This is a genomic window from Providencia manganoxydans, from assembly GCF_016618195.1.
Classification (GTDB): Bacteria; Pseudomonadota; Gammaproteobacteria; order Enterobacterales; family Enterobacteriaceae; genus Providencia; species Providencia manganoxydans.
In genome coordinates this window covers 2,502,375-2,518,117 of sequence record NZ_CP067099.1, presented here as the reverse complement: position 1 = coordinate 2,518,117, position 15,743 = coordinate 2,502,375, and the positions used below count along the sequence as shown (strand labels likewise).

Here is a 15,743-nt window from a genome sequence, read left to right as displayed (position 1 = left end):
GAAACAATTAGTCCCAGTTTGGCGCCAAACCTTCAGGGCTAACTAAGCGATCATTACAATCTAATTTTGCGATGGCAGTTTTGTCATCACTGTCTAACTGTAATCGCGTTGCTTGTAAGTTACTTAATAAGTTTTCACGCTTTGTCGATGATGGAATAACAGAATATCCTTCACCAATAGCCCAAGCTAAAATAACTTGAGCGGGTGTTGCATTGTGTTTTTGTGCAATACGCGCGATAGTTTCATCTTTTAATGCTTTGCCGTATGCTAACGTCATATAAGATGTAATGTGGATATTATGTTGTTTTGCCCACTCAACAACTTTTTTGTTTTGTAGGTAAGGTGATAATTCAATTTGGTTTGTCGCAATATTTTCTGCGCCAACTGCGGCAACTGCTTTTTCCATTAATGGAATGGTGAAATTAGAAATACCAATTTCTCGAGTTAATCCTTGTTTTTTGGCTTCCAATAAAGCCTGCATAAACTCTTCTACAGAAACAGCATCATTTGGAGATGGCCAGTGTACGAGAGTTAAGTCAACATAATTAGTTTGTAAGTCACTTAAGCTTTTTTTCAAACTAGGGATGAGTTTATCTTTACTTAAATTCTCAATCCAAATTTTTGTGGTTATATAAAGTTCATCTCGAGAAACACCACTTTCAGCAATAGCTTGCCCAACAGCGGCTTCATTGTCATAAATTTGCGCAGTATCAATAGCTCGATAACCAACATCTAACGCATTTTTTATTGAATCAATTACTACATCATCTTTTAAACGGAATGTACCAACGCCGATTACAGGAATAGTCATTATGTTATCTCTCTTAGATTTCATTAATAATTTGTATGCAATAGAGAATACGCGCTAATGATACTGACAAAAATAGCAATAAATTCAATAGACTTTTGCTAAAAAATCAACAATCGCTCGAAATTGTTATTTTAACTTTAAATTGTGATTTTGGTGTTATTTTTAACTAATAAAAAAACCGTGATCTATTAATTAATGAAATATTAATCTGAGTATGTCGAGTGGGTAACTAATGGATTGGCATGACTTGGCTTTTTATCTTTATTTTAGTTTGTTAGCCTAAATACAACTTAGCAATTAATAAATAAGGCAATACAAGTGAAAATTCTCCTTCTGAATGGCGGGCAAACATTTGCACATTCTGCCGGCCAACTCAATCGTACTTTACATAATGTAGCAAAAAATAGCTTAAGTGAATTAGGGCACACTATTCAAGAAACGCATATTGAATCAGGCTACAGCGTGGAAGATGAAGTTAAAAAATTTCTTTGGGCAGATACCATAATTTATCAAATGCCAGGTTGGTGGATGATGATGCCTTGGACAGTAAAAAAGTATATGGATGATGTTTATACTCTTGGTCATGGTTATTTGTATGCAAATGATGGACGTACCCGACAAGATCCAAAAAAACAATATGGTACAGGGGGATTACTGCATGGAAGAAAATACATGCTTTCAGTGACTTGGAATGCACCAATTGATGCATTTGAAGAGTTTGATAACTTTTTTGATGGCCGTGGTGTAGATGGTGTTTATTTTGCCTTTCACAAATCACAGCAATTCCTAGGATTGAAAAAATTTCCAACTTTTATGGTTAATGATGTAATCAAAGAAACGGATGTTGAAAAGTATATTCGTGAATACAAAACTCACCTTATTGACATTTTTAAATAATTAAAGTCAGAAGGTTGAGTTTTCCTAAATAAGCTCAACCTTCTAAGTATTAACCGCCGAAAATAACTTTTTCTATTCTTTTGTAATCCATACAATAACGATTTCATGTTGTTATGGGAAAGAGCTTCACTCCACAATCTCTCTAGATTGAACAATGCTTTTCTTATTTCCAATCCGAATTTGTTCGCAAGCAAAGAGGATTATCTTCATAAAAAATATATGTATTGTACTTACATCAAGATCCAATCAATAGCGAAGTATTATAAAACTCAGAATGGCAAAAAACAGCATAAAACCCAGTGAATATCATACGTTTTATGCTGTTTTATTATGAAGTGATACTTAAAAATTAAAAGTCGGCTTACACATTAAATAAGAAGTTAAGTACATCGCCGTCTTGAACAATATAATCTTTACCTTCAGCGCGCATTTTACCTGCTTCTTTTGCACCTTGCTCACCACGGTATTTGATAAAGTCATCAAACGCGATAGTTTGAGCGCGGATGAAGCCTTTTTCAAAATCAGTGTGGATCTTACCCGCTGCTTGTGGTGCTGTAGCACCAACAGGGATAGTCCATGCACGAACTTCCTTCACGCCAGCGGTGAAATAAGTTTGTAAGTTAAGCAGTTGATAACCGGCACGAATAACACGGTTCAAACCAGGCTCTTCAATGCCTAAATCTGCCATAAACTCATCACGTTCTTCATCATCAAGTTCTGCGATATCAGATTCGATAGCGGCACATACAGGAACGACAACAGAACCTTCTGCTTCTGCAATTTTGTACACCATATCTAAGAATGGGTTATTTTCGAAACCATCCTCATTGACGTTAGCAATGTACATAGTGGGTTTTAATGTCAGGAAGCTTAAATAGCGGATCACAGCTTTTTCTTCAGGGCTGAGATCTAAAGTACGCAACATGCCTGCTTGTTCAAGGTGCGGTAAGCATTTTTGTAATGCTTCTAACTCTGCCTTAGCATCTTTATCACCGCCTTTTGCGCGTTTTTGAACACGATGAATAGCGCGTTCACAAGTATCAAGGTCAGCCAATGCTAGCTCAGTGTTGATAACTTCGATATCTTCAGCTGGATTTACTTGGCCTGCTACGTGGATAATGTTGTCGTTTTCAAAGCAACGAACCACATGACCGATAGCTTCAGTTTCACGGATATTCGTTAGGAATTGGTTACCTAAACCTTCACCTTTAGATGCCCCTTTTACCAAACCTGCAATATCAACAAATTCCATTGTGGTAGGCAAAATACGCTGTGGTTTGACAATTTCAGCCAATTGTTCAAGACGTGGGTCTGGCATTGGCACAACACCCGTATTCGGCTCAATCGTACAGAAAGGGAAGTTGGCTGCTTCGATGCCGGCTTTGGTCAATGCATTAAACAGTGTAGATTTACCCACGTTAGGCAGACCAACGATACCGCATTTAAAACCCATATGTTTCTCACCTTAAAATCACAAGGGGCAGGCGAGTGCTGCCCTAAATGTTAGAAAATTGGCGCTGATTATACACAAAAAGTTGATTTTAACGAAATGAACTCTTTTATCTGCTTCTAATTAAGCGGTAGCTTTAAAGCTATGCAGGCGATTCATTGCCTTTTCTATTCCATCATTGAGTAGAATATCGGTACATCTTAATGATTCATCGATAGCTTCATCGATCAGCTTTTGCTCTGAAACAGGCGGTTTACCGAGCACAAAGCCAACCACTTTATTTCTATCTCCTGGATGACCAATACCGATACGTAAGCGATAAAAGTTAGGGTTATTGCTAAATTTGTTTTGGATATCTTTCAGGCCGTTGTGGCCACCATTACTACCACCCAATTTCATTTTAGCAACGCCGGGTGGTAAATCTAATTCATCGTGGGCGACTAAAATTTCATCAGGATTAATACGATAGAAATTAGCGATGGCCAATACTGACTTACCGCTTAAATTCATAAAGGTTGTTGGTACTAATAATCGAACATCATTGCCATTAAGGTTAATTCGTGCGGTATAACCAAAAAATTTAGGCTCTTCTTTTAGAGGTTGGTTATGGCGATCAGCAAGTAAATCAACATACCATGCACCTGCATTATGACGAGTTTGGGCATACTCAGCCCCAGGGTTGGCAAGGCCAACAATTAATTTTATTTTGCTCACGGCTAAGAATTCACTGTCAGTTAAGTCAAAAATTAGGTCTAGTTTACCCCGTGAAGGGCTAAATGTGCAAAATTGAATTAAGCCTATGGGTAAGTTAGTTACAAAGAAAATAATTCGGGAAAAATTCTTTTAAAAAAAGCATCTTTTGTACAGAAATAATAGAAAAAGTCTCACCCTGTGATACCCATCGCAAACAATTTTACTTATTGCACTATAATAAAGGCATAAAGATATATATTTTCCGAATATTTAATACTGGCTTTGCTTATCAGTCTACTGACATGGGAGGTAGATATGAAACGTAAAACGGCTGTTTTAGTAGGTAATATTTTGATGGTTTTAGGGTTAATTGCGATGATTGGGAGCTTAGCGGTTAATTTATCTTCTCATGTTTTTAGCCTTAATTTGCCAGATATGATCACGATGGGGTCACTATTTGGGATCTTCGTCGGTGCAATGATTTGGCTTGCCGGCGCAAGATTGGGCGGCAGAGATAAAGTGGCAGACCGCTACTGGTTGATAAAACACTATCATGACTCAAAGCATGATAATCACCGTTACCCATAGTGGATAGGGCTTACGTCTATTTTAGAGTCCCTTAACTTTAAAGAAAAATGTCATAAAGGTGCTGATTTTAGTGCCTTTATTATTTTGCCTTATGTTTAGCATAAATATGGACGTAAACGTGGTGATAAATAAAGCCCCTACGGTTGATGAACAACGGTAGGGGCGCTACTTAAATGTTATGACATTTCTTAAATTGTCTAAACACATAGAAAAAACGGGGTAATAATACCCCGTTAAGTCATTCTTAGTGTTCGAACATCGCAGAAATTGACTCTTCATTACTAATGCGGCGAATCGCTTCTGCCAGCATGCCTGAAAGCGTCAGCGTACGAACTTTGTTCAATGCCTTGATTTCAGGAGAAAGAGGAATTGTGTCACAAACAATGACTTCATCAATCACTGAATTTTTGATGTTGTCTACAGCGTTGCCAGAGAAAATAGGGTGAGTTGCGTAAGCGAATACGCGTTTAGCTCCACGCTCTTTCAATGCTTCAGCTGCTTTACACAGCGTGCCACCAGTATCTATCATATCGTCGACTAAAATGCAGTCACGACCAGAAACGTCACCGATAATGTGCATGACTTGAGAAACGTTTGCGCGAGGGCGACGTTTGTCGATGATAGCCATATCAGTGTCATTTAACAGTTTCGCAATTGCTCTAGCACGTACGACGCCGCCGATGTCTGGAGATACAACGATTGGGTTTTCCAAGTCTTTCTGTAACATATCTTCCAGAAGGATAGGGCTACCGAACACGTTATCAACAGGAACATCAAAGAAGCCCTGGATCTGCTCTGCGTGTAGGTCAACAGTGAGAACACGGTCAACACCAACACTGGACAGAAAATCGGCAACAACTTTAGCGGTGATTGGTACACGGGCAGAACGTACGCGACGATCCTGTCTTGCATAACCGAAGTAAGGAATAACAGCGGTAATACGACCAGCAGATGCACGGCGTAGCGCATCGACCATAACAACCAGTTCCATCAGGTTATCATTGGTTGGTGCACAAGTTGACTGGATGATAAAGATATCACCACCGCGGACATTTTCATTAATTTGAACACTGACTTCGCCGTCGCTAAAACGACCAACAGCCGCGTCTCCAAGATTAGTGTAAAGGCGGTTAGCAACACGTTGTGCTAGTTCCGGTGTAGCGTTACCAGCAAAAAGCTTCATATCGGGCACGAGAAAAACCTCAGGCTTGCGTCCAGAGAGATATTGTTGACCAATAAAACGATTAAGTCGTGATTATTGGTGCAATACACGGGTTATCCCAGCGCGGAATCTGTGCAATGGTGATTCGTTCACCCCTTGAGCGACGAAACCTTGCACCCACGATGGGGCTTTATTTAACACCTGCAAGGCAGCAGCCTGTGTTTCAAATTCAGAAAAAACACACGCACCTGTTCCTGTTAGGCGAGACGGTGCATATTGTAACAGCCAAGAAACGAGCTGTTCAACCTCACGAAAACGTTTTCTTGCAATTGTTTCGCAATCATTTGCGTACGGAGCCAGTAATAATGCGGCTAGTGAGCGTTTTGGAGAATTTCTATTTAATTGCGGATCTGTGAAGATCATCGGGGTTGAGATTTCAATTCCGGGATGAGCGACCAAATACCATTTCTCTTTAGGTGACGCTGGTGTCAAAATTTCACCAATTCCTTCGGCAAAAGCGGCATGACCACGAACAAACACTGGCACATCTGCACCTAAGCTTTTACCTAGATCGGCTAACACATCATCAGAAATTTGAGTCCCCCAATGTTCATTTAATGCGACTAACACAGTAGCCGCATTTGAAGAACCGCCACCGATACCTCCTCCCATAGGTAAAATTTTATGAATAGTAATATCCGCGCCTAGGGGGTGTGTGAGTTTAAGTATTTCGTGGCAGTAGTGTTGTAACAATTTGGCTGCCCTAACGATTAAATTTTGTTCGGGCTCGACGCCTTCCATATGCGTCAGTAAATTGATTTGGTTATCAGTTCGGGTTGAGATGGTTATTTCATCGCCATAATCTAGAAATTGAAATAGCGTTTGTAGTTCATGATACCCATCAGCTCTACGACCTGTGATGTAAAGAAATAGATTTAATTTTGCGGGCGAGGGCCATGTCAAAGTCATTTCTGTAGCGTCCAACTATCCATTTTGAGTTTAATCAGTCGTGAACCTTGGCGTAACTCTAGGTTACTTGGCAACATTGGCGAAGTACTTTTATCATAAGAAAGATAGTTGAGTTGCCACGTTTCACCATTTTGTTGGAACGTTATTGATTTCAGTAAATGGTTTTCATCAAGTTCAAACTCAGTTGCACGTCCCGGGGAGCCTGTTAGCCATGCGGTGAGGTCATCAAGAGGGATCTCCATTCCAGTGAGTTGATAAATCAACTCTGAAGGTACGTCACTCATGTGAGTTTGCCCATCTTTAGTCGTAAGGCGAGCTAAATCAGGTTCGACTGTTAATTCTAATTCGCGGCTACCCAATGGGTTAGTTAATAATAGACGGTATTTTTCAGGCGTATATTGTTGCCAGAAAAATTTAGCGTAAGTTTTGGTTTCCCCGCCGTTATAAACAAACGAGCCACGTGTTTGATAATCTCGTAGGGCATTAAGTTCTTGTAAATGTGTTTTCCATTGAGGGTCGGATGCTGAGCCAGTTCCTGTTGTTGTTTGTTTGTTGAAGACACATGCGGTTAGCAATAAACACGACAGCGGCAGTAAACGCCACAAACCCCGTGTTGTGATAGAGCGATAAGTAGCCCAAGTAGTGAACAGTTGCATAGCGACTCTCAAAAATCATTTAGTGAAAATAAATGGTGGCCTATCAAAACCTAGGCCCAAACCGAAGTGTAACCTGTTATTGTCAGTGAAGAAAACGTCTTCATTAGCAATGATAATAGTGAAAACAGGGTGAACTGAATAAAATAGTGCGCGAAAAACGCTAAATTATCAATCAGATTGAGGCTGATTTGCCTATCTATACAATTAGCTATAACTACGGTTTGCGTTACGTGCCAAATTATTGCATTTTAGATACCTATTATTGATATAGGGAATACCTTATTATATATAATAAAATAAAGAGTACATTTGTAAGCTTATGCGATGTAAACTTTTATAATAACAATAAGGTATGTGATGAAATAGCCATCAATTTTCTCTGCCAAAATCTGGCCTTGATCATCTTTATAATCTTTGATTATTAGCAGGGCGTAGAAAGCGCGGCTCGGATCATCTACAATAGTAGGTAAACAAATCACGGTAATATGATTACTGTTGAATAATTAATTAGCAATGTGAGCAATGTAATTAAGCACAATGACCCTATTAGCCTTAGGCATCAACCATAAAACGGCACCAGTGGCTCTGCGTGAGAGGGTCACTTTTGGACCAGAAAAAATAGACCATGCACTTGAGCAGTTATTACAACAGCCTCAAGTTAGCGGTGGTGTTGTGCTGTCGACGTGTAATAGAACAGAGCTGTACCTTAGCTTGGAATCGCAAGAGCAGGCGCAAGAACAGTTGATTGCATGGCTATGTGAATTTCATAATATCACTGACAAAGATTTAAAGCCTAGCTTGTATTGGCATGAGGGTGATCAAGCCGTTAGCCATTTAATGCGTGTTGCTAGTGGGTTAGACTCATTAGTGCTTGGCGAACCCCAAATTCTTGGGCAAGTCAAAAAAGCCTTTGCACTTTCTCAAGATAATCATTCACTCTCCAGTGAGCTAGAGCGTTTATTTCAAAAGTCATTTTCAGTGGCTAAGCGTGTTCGTACTGAAACTGAAATCGGCGCTAATGCTGTCTCTGTGGCCTTTGCCGCATGTACACTAGCAAGGCAAATTTTCGAATCACTTAAACATTTGAATATACTGCTGGTGGGAGCAGGGGAAACGATTGAATTAGTGGCCCGCCATTTACGTGAGCATGGCGTACAGCGCATGATGATTGCCAATCGTACTCGCGAGCGCGCTCAATTATTAGCCAGTGAAGTTAACGCTGAAGTGATCACACTCTCTGATATTGATACGCGTTTAGCGCAAGCAGATATTGTGATCAGCTCGACGGCTAGCCCATTACCTATTATTGGTAAAGGTATGGTGGAGCGAGCGATGAAAGTACGCCGTAATAAACCAATGTTACTAATTGATATCGCAGTTCCTCGTGATATCGAGGAAGATGTTGAAAAATTACGAGATGTTTATTTGTACACCGTTGATGATCTTGAATCCATTATTCAGCAAAACTTAGCACAACGTAAAGCTGCTGCTGTCGAAGCTGAATTTATTGTTGAACAAGAAAGCAGCCATTTCATGGATTGGTTGCGCTCGCAAGCAGCAGTGTCTACAATTCGCGATTACAGAGCGCAAGCAGAGGCAATCCGCGCGGGTATGACAGAAAAAGCACTCGCGGCAATTAGTCAGGGTGCAGATCCTGAACAAGTTATTACGCAACTTACCCAACAATTGACCAATCGCTTGATCCACGCACCGACAAAGTCTTTACAGCAAGCTGCTGGAGATGGTGATGTGGAGCGCCTGAATCTACTTAGGGACAGCTTAGGGCTGAACCATCAATAACCACATTTTAATCATGGGTCTGATATAACGAATGAAGCCTTCTATTGTCGCAAAACTGGAAGCATTACAGGAACGCTATGAAGAAATTCAAGCACACCTTGCCGATGCAGGTGTGATTGCTGATCAGGGGCGTTTTCGCGCCCTATCAAAAGAGTATGCTCAACTGACTGATGTCGCAAAATGTTTTACCGCATGGCGAACTGTTCAAGAGGATATCGAAACAGCAGAAATGATGCTAGATGATCCTGAAATGAAAGAAATGGCTCAAGAAGAGCTGAAAGAAGCAAAAACGCGCAATGAAGAGCTAGAGCAGCAGTTACAATTACTATTATTACCAAAAGATCCGGATGACGAATACAACTGTTTTCTTGAAATTCGTGCGGGTGCAGGTGGTGATGAAGCGGCTATTTTTGCGGGAGATCTATTCCGTATGTATAGCCGTTTTGCAGAAGCAAATCGTTGGCGTGTTGAGCTAATGAGTACCAGTGATGGTGAGCACGGCGGTTATAAAGAAGTTATCGCAAAAATATCGGGTGAAAGTGTCTATGGACGCCTGAAATTTGAATCGGGTGGTCATCGTGTTCAACGTGTGCCTGAAACTGAATCGCAAGGGCGTATTCATACATCGGCATGTACGGTCGCAATCCTTCCTGAATTACCTGAAGCTGAACTACCTGATATTAGTCCTGCTGACTTGCGTATTGATACTTTCCGTTCTTCTGGTGCGGGTGGACAGCACGTTAACACCACCGACTCAGCGATTCGTATTACTCACCTTCCAACAGGTATTGTAGTTGAATGTCAGGATGAACGTTCACAGCACAAAAACAAAGCTAAAGCGATGTCAGTGTTGGGAGCTCGTATTCGTCAAGCTGAAATGGATAAACGTCAAGCCGCAGAAGCTTCGGAGCGTCGTAATTTATTAGGTTCTGGAGATCGTTCTGATCGTATCCGTACTTATAACTTTCCTCAAGGTAGGGTAACGGATCATCGAATTAACCTAACCCTATACCGTTTAGACGAAGTCATGGAAGGAAAACTAGATACGTTAATTCAGCCAATTATTAACGAATATCAAGCTGACCAACTTTCTGCATTATCTGAGCAAGACTAATGCAGTACGGTGAATGGGTGAGCCTAGCTGTTGCTAGGCTGTCAAATAGCGACAGTGCTAAACGAGACGCAGAGATTTTATTGCAACACGTCACTAGGCAAACGCGAACATTTATTTTTGCATTTGCGGAGACAGAGTTAAAACTCGTAGAGCAAGATCACTTAGAATCTTTGTTGCAACGCCGAGAGCAAGGTGAACCCATTGCTTACATCATTGGTGAACGTGAATTTTGGTCTTTGCCATTATTTGTCTCACCTGCAACACTTATCCCTCGTCCTGACACTGAATGTCTTGTTGAACAAGCCTTAATACGTTTGCCAGCACAGCCTTGTCACATTTTAGATTTAGGGACAGGGACAGGGGCAATTGCATTGGCTCTTGCTTCTGAACGTTTGGATAGCACAGTTGTCGGTATCGATTTCAATCCTGAAGCAGTTTCTCTGGCACAAAGCAATCAACAGCGTTTAGCTATAAATAATGTGCAGTTTTTGCAAAGTGATTGGTATAAGGCTCTTTTCAATCAACATTTTGATATGATTGTTAGTAATCCACCTTATATTGATGGAAATGACGTTCATTTACAGCAAGGCGATGTAAGATTTGAGCCTTTGACTGCATTAGTGGCAGATAATCAAGGATTGTCAGATTTAGACCATATTGTTTCCAAGTCGAAAGGATATCTTAAACCGAAGGGTTGGCTGCTGGTTGAACATGGATGGCAACAAGGTGCAGCGGTACGAAAACTGTTTGAACAATATGGATTTAGCAATATTGAAACCTGCCTAGATTATGGCGGCCGAGATAGAATTTCGCTTGGGCAGTGGAATAAAGCAGTGGAAGAGTGATGAAAACCATAAAAAATATTGAATTCAATAAAATACCTTTAAGTGAAGGTATTATGATGGTCTCGCAAAACGTTCGTGTAGATTTTCCTCTGATGCAGGTTCAAGCTCAGTTAGATAGCTTAGTAGAGACAGCTAAAGCGGTTATCGATTTACAGGCTGATAATGAAAGCAAGATAAATCAGTTGCTGTGCCTTTTTTATCAGCAGTGGCGCTTTGGTGGAGCAGATGGTATTTATGCTTTATCTGATATGCTTTGGTTAGATAAGGTTTTGGCCTCAAAACGAGGTACACCCGTCTCATTAGGCTCAATATTCCTATATATCGCCGAGAAACTTGATATTGCTATAGAGCCAGCGGTGTTTCCAACCCAGCTACTTTTGCTGGCACAAAAAAATGATGGTTCTCAATGGTTCATAAACCCAGTTAATGGTGAAACGTTATCGTGGCATACATTAAATCTTTGGCTTAAAGGAACAGTCGATCCATACTCTGACCTTGATGACGATCAACTTGATGTTGCGGAAAACAGTGTGATTATTCGTAAATTATTTGACACGCTGAAAGCATCATTGATGGAAGAAAAAAAGATGGAATTGGCACTAAGGGTTTGTGAAACATTACTGGCGTTAGATCCTGAAGACCCTTATGAAATCCGTGATCGTGGGTTAATCCTCGCACATTTAGATTGTAATCATGTTGCGTTGAATGATTTAAACTACTTTATTGAACATTGCCCAGAAGATCCTGTTTCTGAAATGATTAAAATTCAGATATATTCATTAGATAATCTTCCTGTAGTGTTACATTAATTTATTGTATAGACAGAAAACTGTCTCGATATAAAAGGTAAGAGCATGCAACAGAAAATGGTCAGTATTGGTGATATCCAAGTCGCTAATAATCTCCCTTTTGTTCTTTTTGGTGGGATGAACGTTCTTGAATCACGTGATATGGCAATGAAGGTGTGTGAGCACTATGTAACTGTGACTCAAAAATTAGGCATTCCTTACGTATTTAAAGCATCGTTTGATAAAGCTAACCGTTCATCAATTCATTCATATCGTGGCCCAGGCCTTGATGAAGGAATGAAAATTTTTGAAGAATTGAAAAAAACCTTTGGCGTAAAAATTATTACTGATGTTCATGAACCATCACAAGCTCAACCTGTTGCTGAAGTCGTGGATGTAATTCAATTACCTGCATTTTTGGCACGTCAAACCGATTTGGTTGCGGCAATGGCGAAAACGGATGCTGTTATCAATATTAAAAAACCACAATTTATCAGCCCAGGGCAAATGGGGAATATCGTTGAAAAATTTATTGAAGGTGGCAACGATAAAATTATCCTGTGTGACCGTGGCGCGAACTTTGGTTATGATAATTTAGTGGTTGATATGCTTGGCTTTAATGTCATGATGCAGGCCTCTAAAGGTTGCCCAGTTATTTTTGATGTTACTCATTCATTGCAATGTCGTGATCCATTTGGTGCTGCCTCTGGTGGTCGTCGTGCTCAAGTTGCTGAATTGGCAAGGGCGGGTATGGCTGTTGGCCTAGCTGGGCTGTTCCTTGAAGCTCATCCAGACCCAGATAACGCGCGTTGTGATGGCCCGTCAGCTTTACCTTTGAATAAACTAGAGCCATTCTTGCAGCAAGTTCAAGCCATTGATGCGCTTGTTAAAAGTTTTCCTGAGTTAGATACTAGCCGTTAATCACTATTTGGTATGCAACTCAATCAAGTTGTCAACATGTTCGGCGCTGATCTGCAGCGCCGTTATGGTGAGAAAATTCATAAAATTACCCTTCATGGCGGTTTCAATTGCCCTAATCGGGATGGCACTCTTGGTCGCGGTGGTTGTACATTTTGTAATGTGTCTTCTTTTTCTGATGAAAACCAATCGTCTCTATCCATTAGCGAACAAATTCGTGGGCAAGTGACTAAAATTACCCGTGCTAATCGCTATCTTGCTTATTTTCAAGCCTATACGAGTACTTATGCAGAGGTATGCATATTAAAAGAGCTCTATGAAGAAGCTCTTAAACAGGCTGACATTGTTGGATTATGTGTTGGAACGCGTCCCGACTGTGTCCCTGAAGAGGTTTTATCGCTATTGAGCAGCTATCGTGAGCGCGGTTATGAAATATGGTTGGAGCTAGGTTTACAAAGTGCCCATGATAGAACACTGCATCGTATTAACCGAGGGCATAATTTTTCGTCGTATCAGCAAACAGCGAGTAAAGCACGACAATTGGGATTGAAGGTGTGTACCCATCTTATTTGTGGATTACCTAACGAAGACCAATTAATGAATATGCAAACACTCGATAAAGTCCTTGAATGTGGAACAGATGGCATTAAGTTGCATCCTTTACACATTGTTGGTGGCAGCATAATGGCTAAAAGTTGGCAAGTTGGACGTCTTCAACCGATCACATTGGCGGATTACACCTCAATAGCTGGCGAAATGATCCGCCATACTCCATCTGAAATTATTTATCATCGTATATGTGCTAGTGCTCGACGTCCGACACTATTAGCACCAGAGTGGTGCTCAAACCGTTGGTTAGGCATGAATAGTCTATATCAGTATCTACTGTCTCATGGTGGACAAGGCTCTGCATTGTAGCTCCTGTAGCTGCGTCTAAAATATAAATATTCAGACTAGAATAAATTAATGTGGCATGGAGACGCCCAACAAGACTGATTGAATATTGTTAGTTTTATTGCTGATAAAAATCCTCAATCAGCACAACAAATAAAAAATGAAGTAGCAACCAAGGCTTTACAACTATTATTTTTTCCAGATATGGGGCGAACAGGACAAGTAAAAGGTATGAGGGAATTGGTGATTAATCACCACTATGTCATTATTTATGTTCAATTGAAAAGTAATATCATTATGTTAAGGGTGTTACACACTCCACAGCAATGGCCGCCGATCTCAGTAATTTGAAATAAAAAATTAGCCGCTACTCGGGTATCTGATAGCGGCTAATTTTATTTATTCAGAATCAAGCTCTTCAAGAGCTTTATCTATCGAATTATAGAAACTTAATGTGCCTTCAATTGGTGTCACACGTGCGCGAGCCAAGGTTTTTAAAGGCTGGAATGGAATATCACACACAACAATATGCGTGTCTTTTTTTACGGTATCGATAAATTTTTGAAATGCTTCTAAGCCACCCGCATCGAGAACAGGGACAGCATCCCATTGCATAACGATCGTTTCGTAACCTTCACTTTTGATCCTTAACTCATCAAATATGCGTTCTGCGGCAGCAAAGAACAGAGGACCATTTACGCGTACGACCAATCGACTTTTCGTCTCATCCGTTGCTGCTAACTCACTAATTCGTGTCATGTTGGCTATGCGGCGCATAAATAGCAATGATGCTAAAACGATACCGACAGTAATTGCAATCACCATATCAAATAACACAGTCAGAGACATACAAAGCAGTAGAACAATGATGTCGTCTTTAGGGGCGCGACGTATCAGGTCGATAACTTTACGTGCGGCGCTCATATTCCAAGCGACCATTAACAACAGTGATGACATCGCAGCAAGAGGCAGATAGGAAAGCATTGGTGCCAATACCAGTAATGTAAGTAGTACTAGCAGTGAATGGATGATAGCTGATACGGGTGAGGTTGCTCCTGCACGAACGTTAGCCGCTGAGCGTGCAATAGCTGCTGTTGCTGTGATCCCACCAAAAAATGGTGCAGCGATATTACCAAAACCTTGGCCGATCAGTTCACTATTTGAATGATGTTTTTTACCTGTCATATTATCAAGTACGACAGCGCAAAGTAGTGATTCAATAGCCCCTAAAACGGCCATAGAAAAAGCGGCTGGCATTAAAGCCGTAATCATTGACCAGCTAATTGGTGCACTACCAGGAAGCTCCCACGGTAGAACAAATTGAGGTAAAATGGGAGGGATACCGTTACCCTCAGTGCCATCAGGTAATAAATAACTAAATTGCGAACCAATAGTAGCCACTTGCTTATCAAACAGTGATAAACACCACATGACTAAAGTACCTGCGACCAACGCTGGTAAGTGACCGGGTAACTTTAAGCCAAGTTTTGGCCAATAAATTAGGATTAATAAGGTAACAAGACCAATTAATGTATCGCTATATTGTAAGGTTGGTAAGGCATTAGCTAATGCAATGACTTTATCAACATAGTTTTCGGGCACGTGCGCCAATTGCAGGCCAAAAAAATCTTTAATCTGCATTGTGGCAATGGTGATAGCGATCCCTGAAGTAAATCCCAATGTGACAGAAACAGGAATATATTCGATAAATTTCCCGAAGCGGGCAAAACCCATTGCCAGTAAGATAAGCCCCGACATAAGTGTCGCAACCAGTAAACCACTTATGCCAAATTGTTGAGACACTGGATATAGGATCACTACAAAAGCGGCCGTGGGGCCTGAAACACTGTAACGTGATCCCCCCGAGATGGCGATAACAATACCTGCAATTGCCGCAGTATACAGCCCATATTGCGGAGGCACACCACTTGCTATAGCTAAGGCCATTGCTAATGGAATGGCGATAATTCCGACGGTGATCCCTGCAATTAAATCTTTAATAAAACGTGCAAAGGTATATTTTTCTTTCCAACATGAATCTATTAGCGCACTAAATGGGCGCAATCTATTAATTTTTTTTGTACTCATTGTACCCCACCAAAATAACAGGGTGAAAATAATGGAAAACGAATGACAAAGGATACGCTGAATTCATTGG

At 40.7% G+C, this 15,743-nt stretch carries 16 protein-coding genes; 9 read left to right on the top strand and 7 right to left on the bottom strand.

The genetic code is table 11. From position 1 onward, the window contains the following. Window positions 1–7: 7 nt before the first annotated feature. Entirely contained in the window at window positions 8–811 is an 804-nt protein-coding gene (gene dkgB, locus JI723_RS11250) for a 2,5-didehydrogluconate reductase DkgB (RefSeq protein WP_070929674.1), read from the bottom strand. Between the two features lie 318 nt (window positions 812–1,129). On the opposite strand from dkgB, the gene JI723_RS11245 reads away from it, so the two are divergent. Continuing rightward, window positions 1,130–1,708: an NAD(P)H-dependent oxidoreductase gene (locus tag JI723_RS11245; RefSeq protein ID WP_272579745.1), complete on the top strand. Its 579-nt coding sequence runs from the start codon at window positions 1,130–1,132 to the stop codon at window positions 1,706–1,708. Between the two features lie 361 nt (window positions 1,709–2,069). Here the strand turns inward: JI723_RS11245 and ychF are convergent, their stop codons facing one another. Continuing rightward, window positions 2,070–3,161, bottom strand: coding sequence for a redox-regulated ATPase YchF (gene ychF, locus JI723_RS11240; protein WP_070929654.1), 1,092 nt, complete (start codon window positions 3,159–3,161; stop codon window positions 2,070–2,072). A 120-nt stretch (window positions 3,162–3,281) separates the two neighbouring features. Beyond that, window positions 3,282–3,872, bottom strand: a complete 591-nt coding sequence (pth, locus tag JI723_RS11235; RefSeq protein ID WP_070929653.1) for an aminoacyl-tRNA hydrolase — start codon at window positions 3,870–3,872, stop codon at window positions 3,282–3,284. Between the two features lie 294 nt (window positions 3,873–4,166). On the opposite strand from pth, the gene ychH reads away from it, so the two are divergent. Continuing rightward, window positions 4,167–4,439 (top strand): stress-induced protein YchH, encoded by a 273-nt coding sequence (gene ychH / locus JI723_RS11230; RefSeq protein WP_070929652.1) that lies wholly within the window; start codon window positions 4,167–4,169, stop codon window positions 4,437–4,439. Window positions 4,440–4,683: 244 nt separating this feature from the next. On the opposite strand, the gene prs is transcribed toward ychH, so the two are convergent. From prs to lolB, 3 genes are all read right to left on the bottom strand, one after another. Then, window positions 4,684–5,631, bottom strand: a complete 948-nt coding sequence (gene prs / locus JI723_RS11225; RefSeq protein ID WP_006661866.1) for a ribose-phosphate diphosphokinase — start codon at window positions 5,629–5,631, stop codon at window positions 4,684–4,686. A 63-nt stretch (window positions 5,632–5,694) separates the two neighbouring features. Continuing rightward, the gene (gene ispE, locus JI723_RS11220; RefSeq protein WP_140179244.1) at window positions 5,695–6,570 is read right to left on the bottom strand and encodes a 4-(cytidine 5'-diphospho)-2-C-methyl-D-erythritol kinase; all 876 of its coding nucleotides are present in this window, start codon (window positions 6,568–6,570) and stop codon (window positions 5,695–5,697) included. Further along, window positions 6,567–7,226, bottom strand: a complete 660-nt coding sequence (gene lolB / locus JI723_RS11215; RefSeq protein WP_070929650.1) for a lipoprotein insertase outer membrane protein LolB — start codon at window positions 7,224–7,226, stop codon at window positions 6,567–6,569. The genes ispE and lolB overlap by 4 nt, the downstream gene beginning before the upstream one ends. Before the next feature lie 537 nt (window positions 7,227–7,763). On the opposite strand from lolB, the gene hemA reads away from it, so the two are divergent. From hemA to JI723_RS11180, 7 genes are all read left to right on the top strand, one after another. Next, window positions 7,764–9,026, top strand: a complete 1,263-nt coding sequence (hemA, locus tag JI723_RS11210; protein WP_070929649.1) for a glutamyl-tRNA reductase — start codon at window positions 7,764–7,766, stop codon at window positions 9,024–9,026. A gap of 31 nt (window positions 9,027–9,057) precedes the next feature. Further along, window positions 9,058–10,140, top strand: coding sequence for a peptide chain release factor 1 (prfA, locus tag JI723_RS11205; RefSeq protein ID WP_070929648.1), 1,083 nt, complete (start codon window positions 9,058–9,060; stop codon window positions 10,138–10,140). Further along, complete coding sequence (prmC, locus tag JI723_RS11200) at window positions 10,140–10,985, top strand: peptide chain release factor N(5)-glutamine methyltransferase (RefSeq protein WP_335674147.1); 846 nt, start codon at window positions 10,140–10,142, stop codon at window positions 10,983–10,985. The genes prfA and prmC overlap by 1 nt, the downstream gene beginning before the upstream one ends. After that, window positions 10,985–11,794, top strand: a complete 810-nt coding sequence (gene sirB1, locus JI723_RS11195) for an invasion regulator SirB1 (protein WP_272579747.1) — start codon at window positions 10,985–10,987, stop codon at window positions 11,792–11,794. Before prmC ends, sirB1 begins: the two co-directional genes overlap by 1 nt. Window positions 11,795–11,839: 45 nt before the next feature. Next, window positions 11,840–12,694: a 3-deoxy-8-phosphooctulonate synthase gene (gene kdsA, locus JI723_RS11190; protein ID WP_070929646.1), complete on the top strand. Its 855-nt coding sequence runs from the start codon at window positions 11,840–11,842 to the stop codon at window positions 12,692–12,694. A gap of 12 nt (window positions 12,695–12,706) precedes the next feature. Then, window positions 12,707–13,609: a tRNA modification radical SAM protein MnmL/YtqA gene (gene mnmL, locus JI723_RS11185; RefSeq protein WP_337979377.1), complete on the top strand. Its 903-nt coding sequence runs from the start codon at window positions 12,707–12,709 to the stop codon at window positions 13,607–13,609. 78 nt (window positions 13,610–13,687) lie between these two features. Then, window positions 13,688–13,936, top strand: a complete 249-nt coding sequence (locus JI723_RS11180) for a type II toxin-antitoxin system RelE/ParE family toxin (RefSeq protein WP_319065925.1) — start codon at window positions 13,688–13,690, stop codon at window positions 13,934–13,936. A 48-nt stretch (window positions 13,937–13,984) separates the two neighbouring features. Here the strand turns inward: JI723_RS11180 and dauA are convergent, their stop codons facing one another. Next, entirely contained in the window at window positions 13,985–15,673 is a 1,689-nt protein-coding gene (gene dauA / locus JI723_RS11175) for a C4-dicarboxylic acid transporter DauA (protein WP_140179248.1), read from the bottom strand. Window positions 15,674–15,743 lie beyond the last annotated feature (70 nt).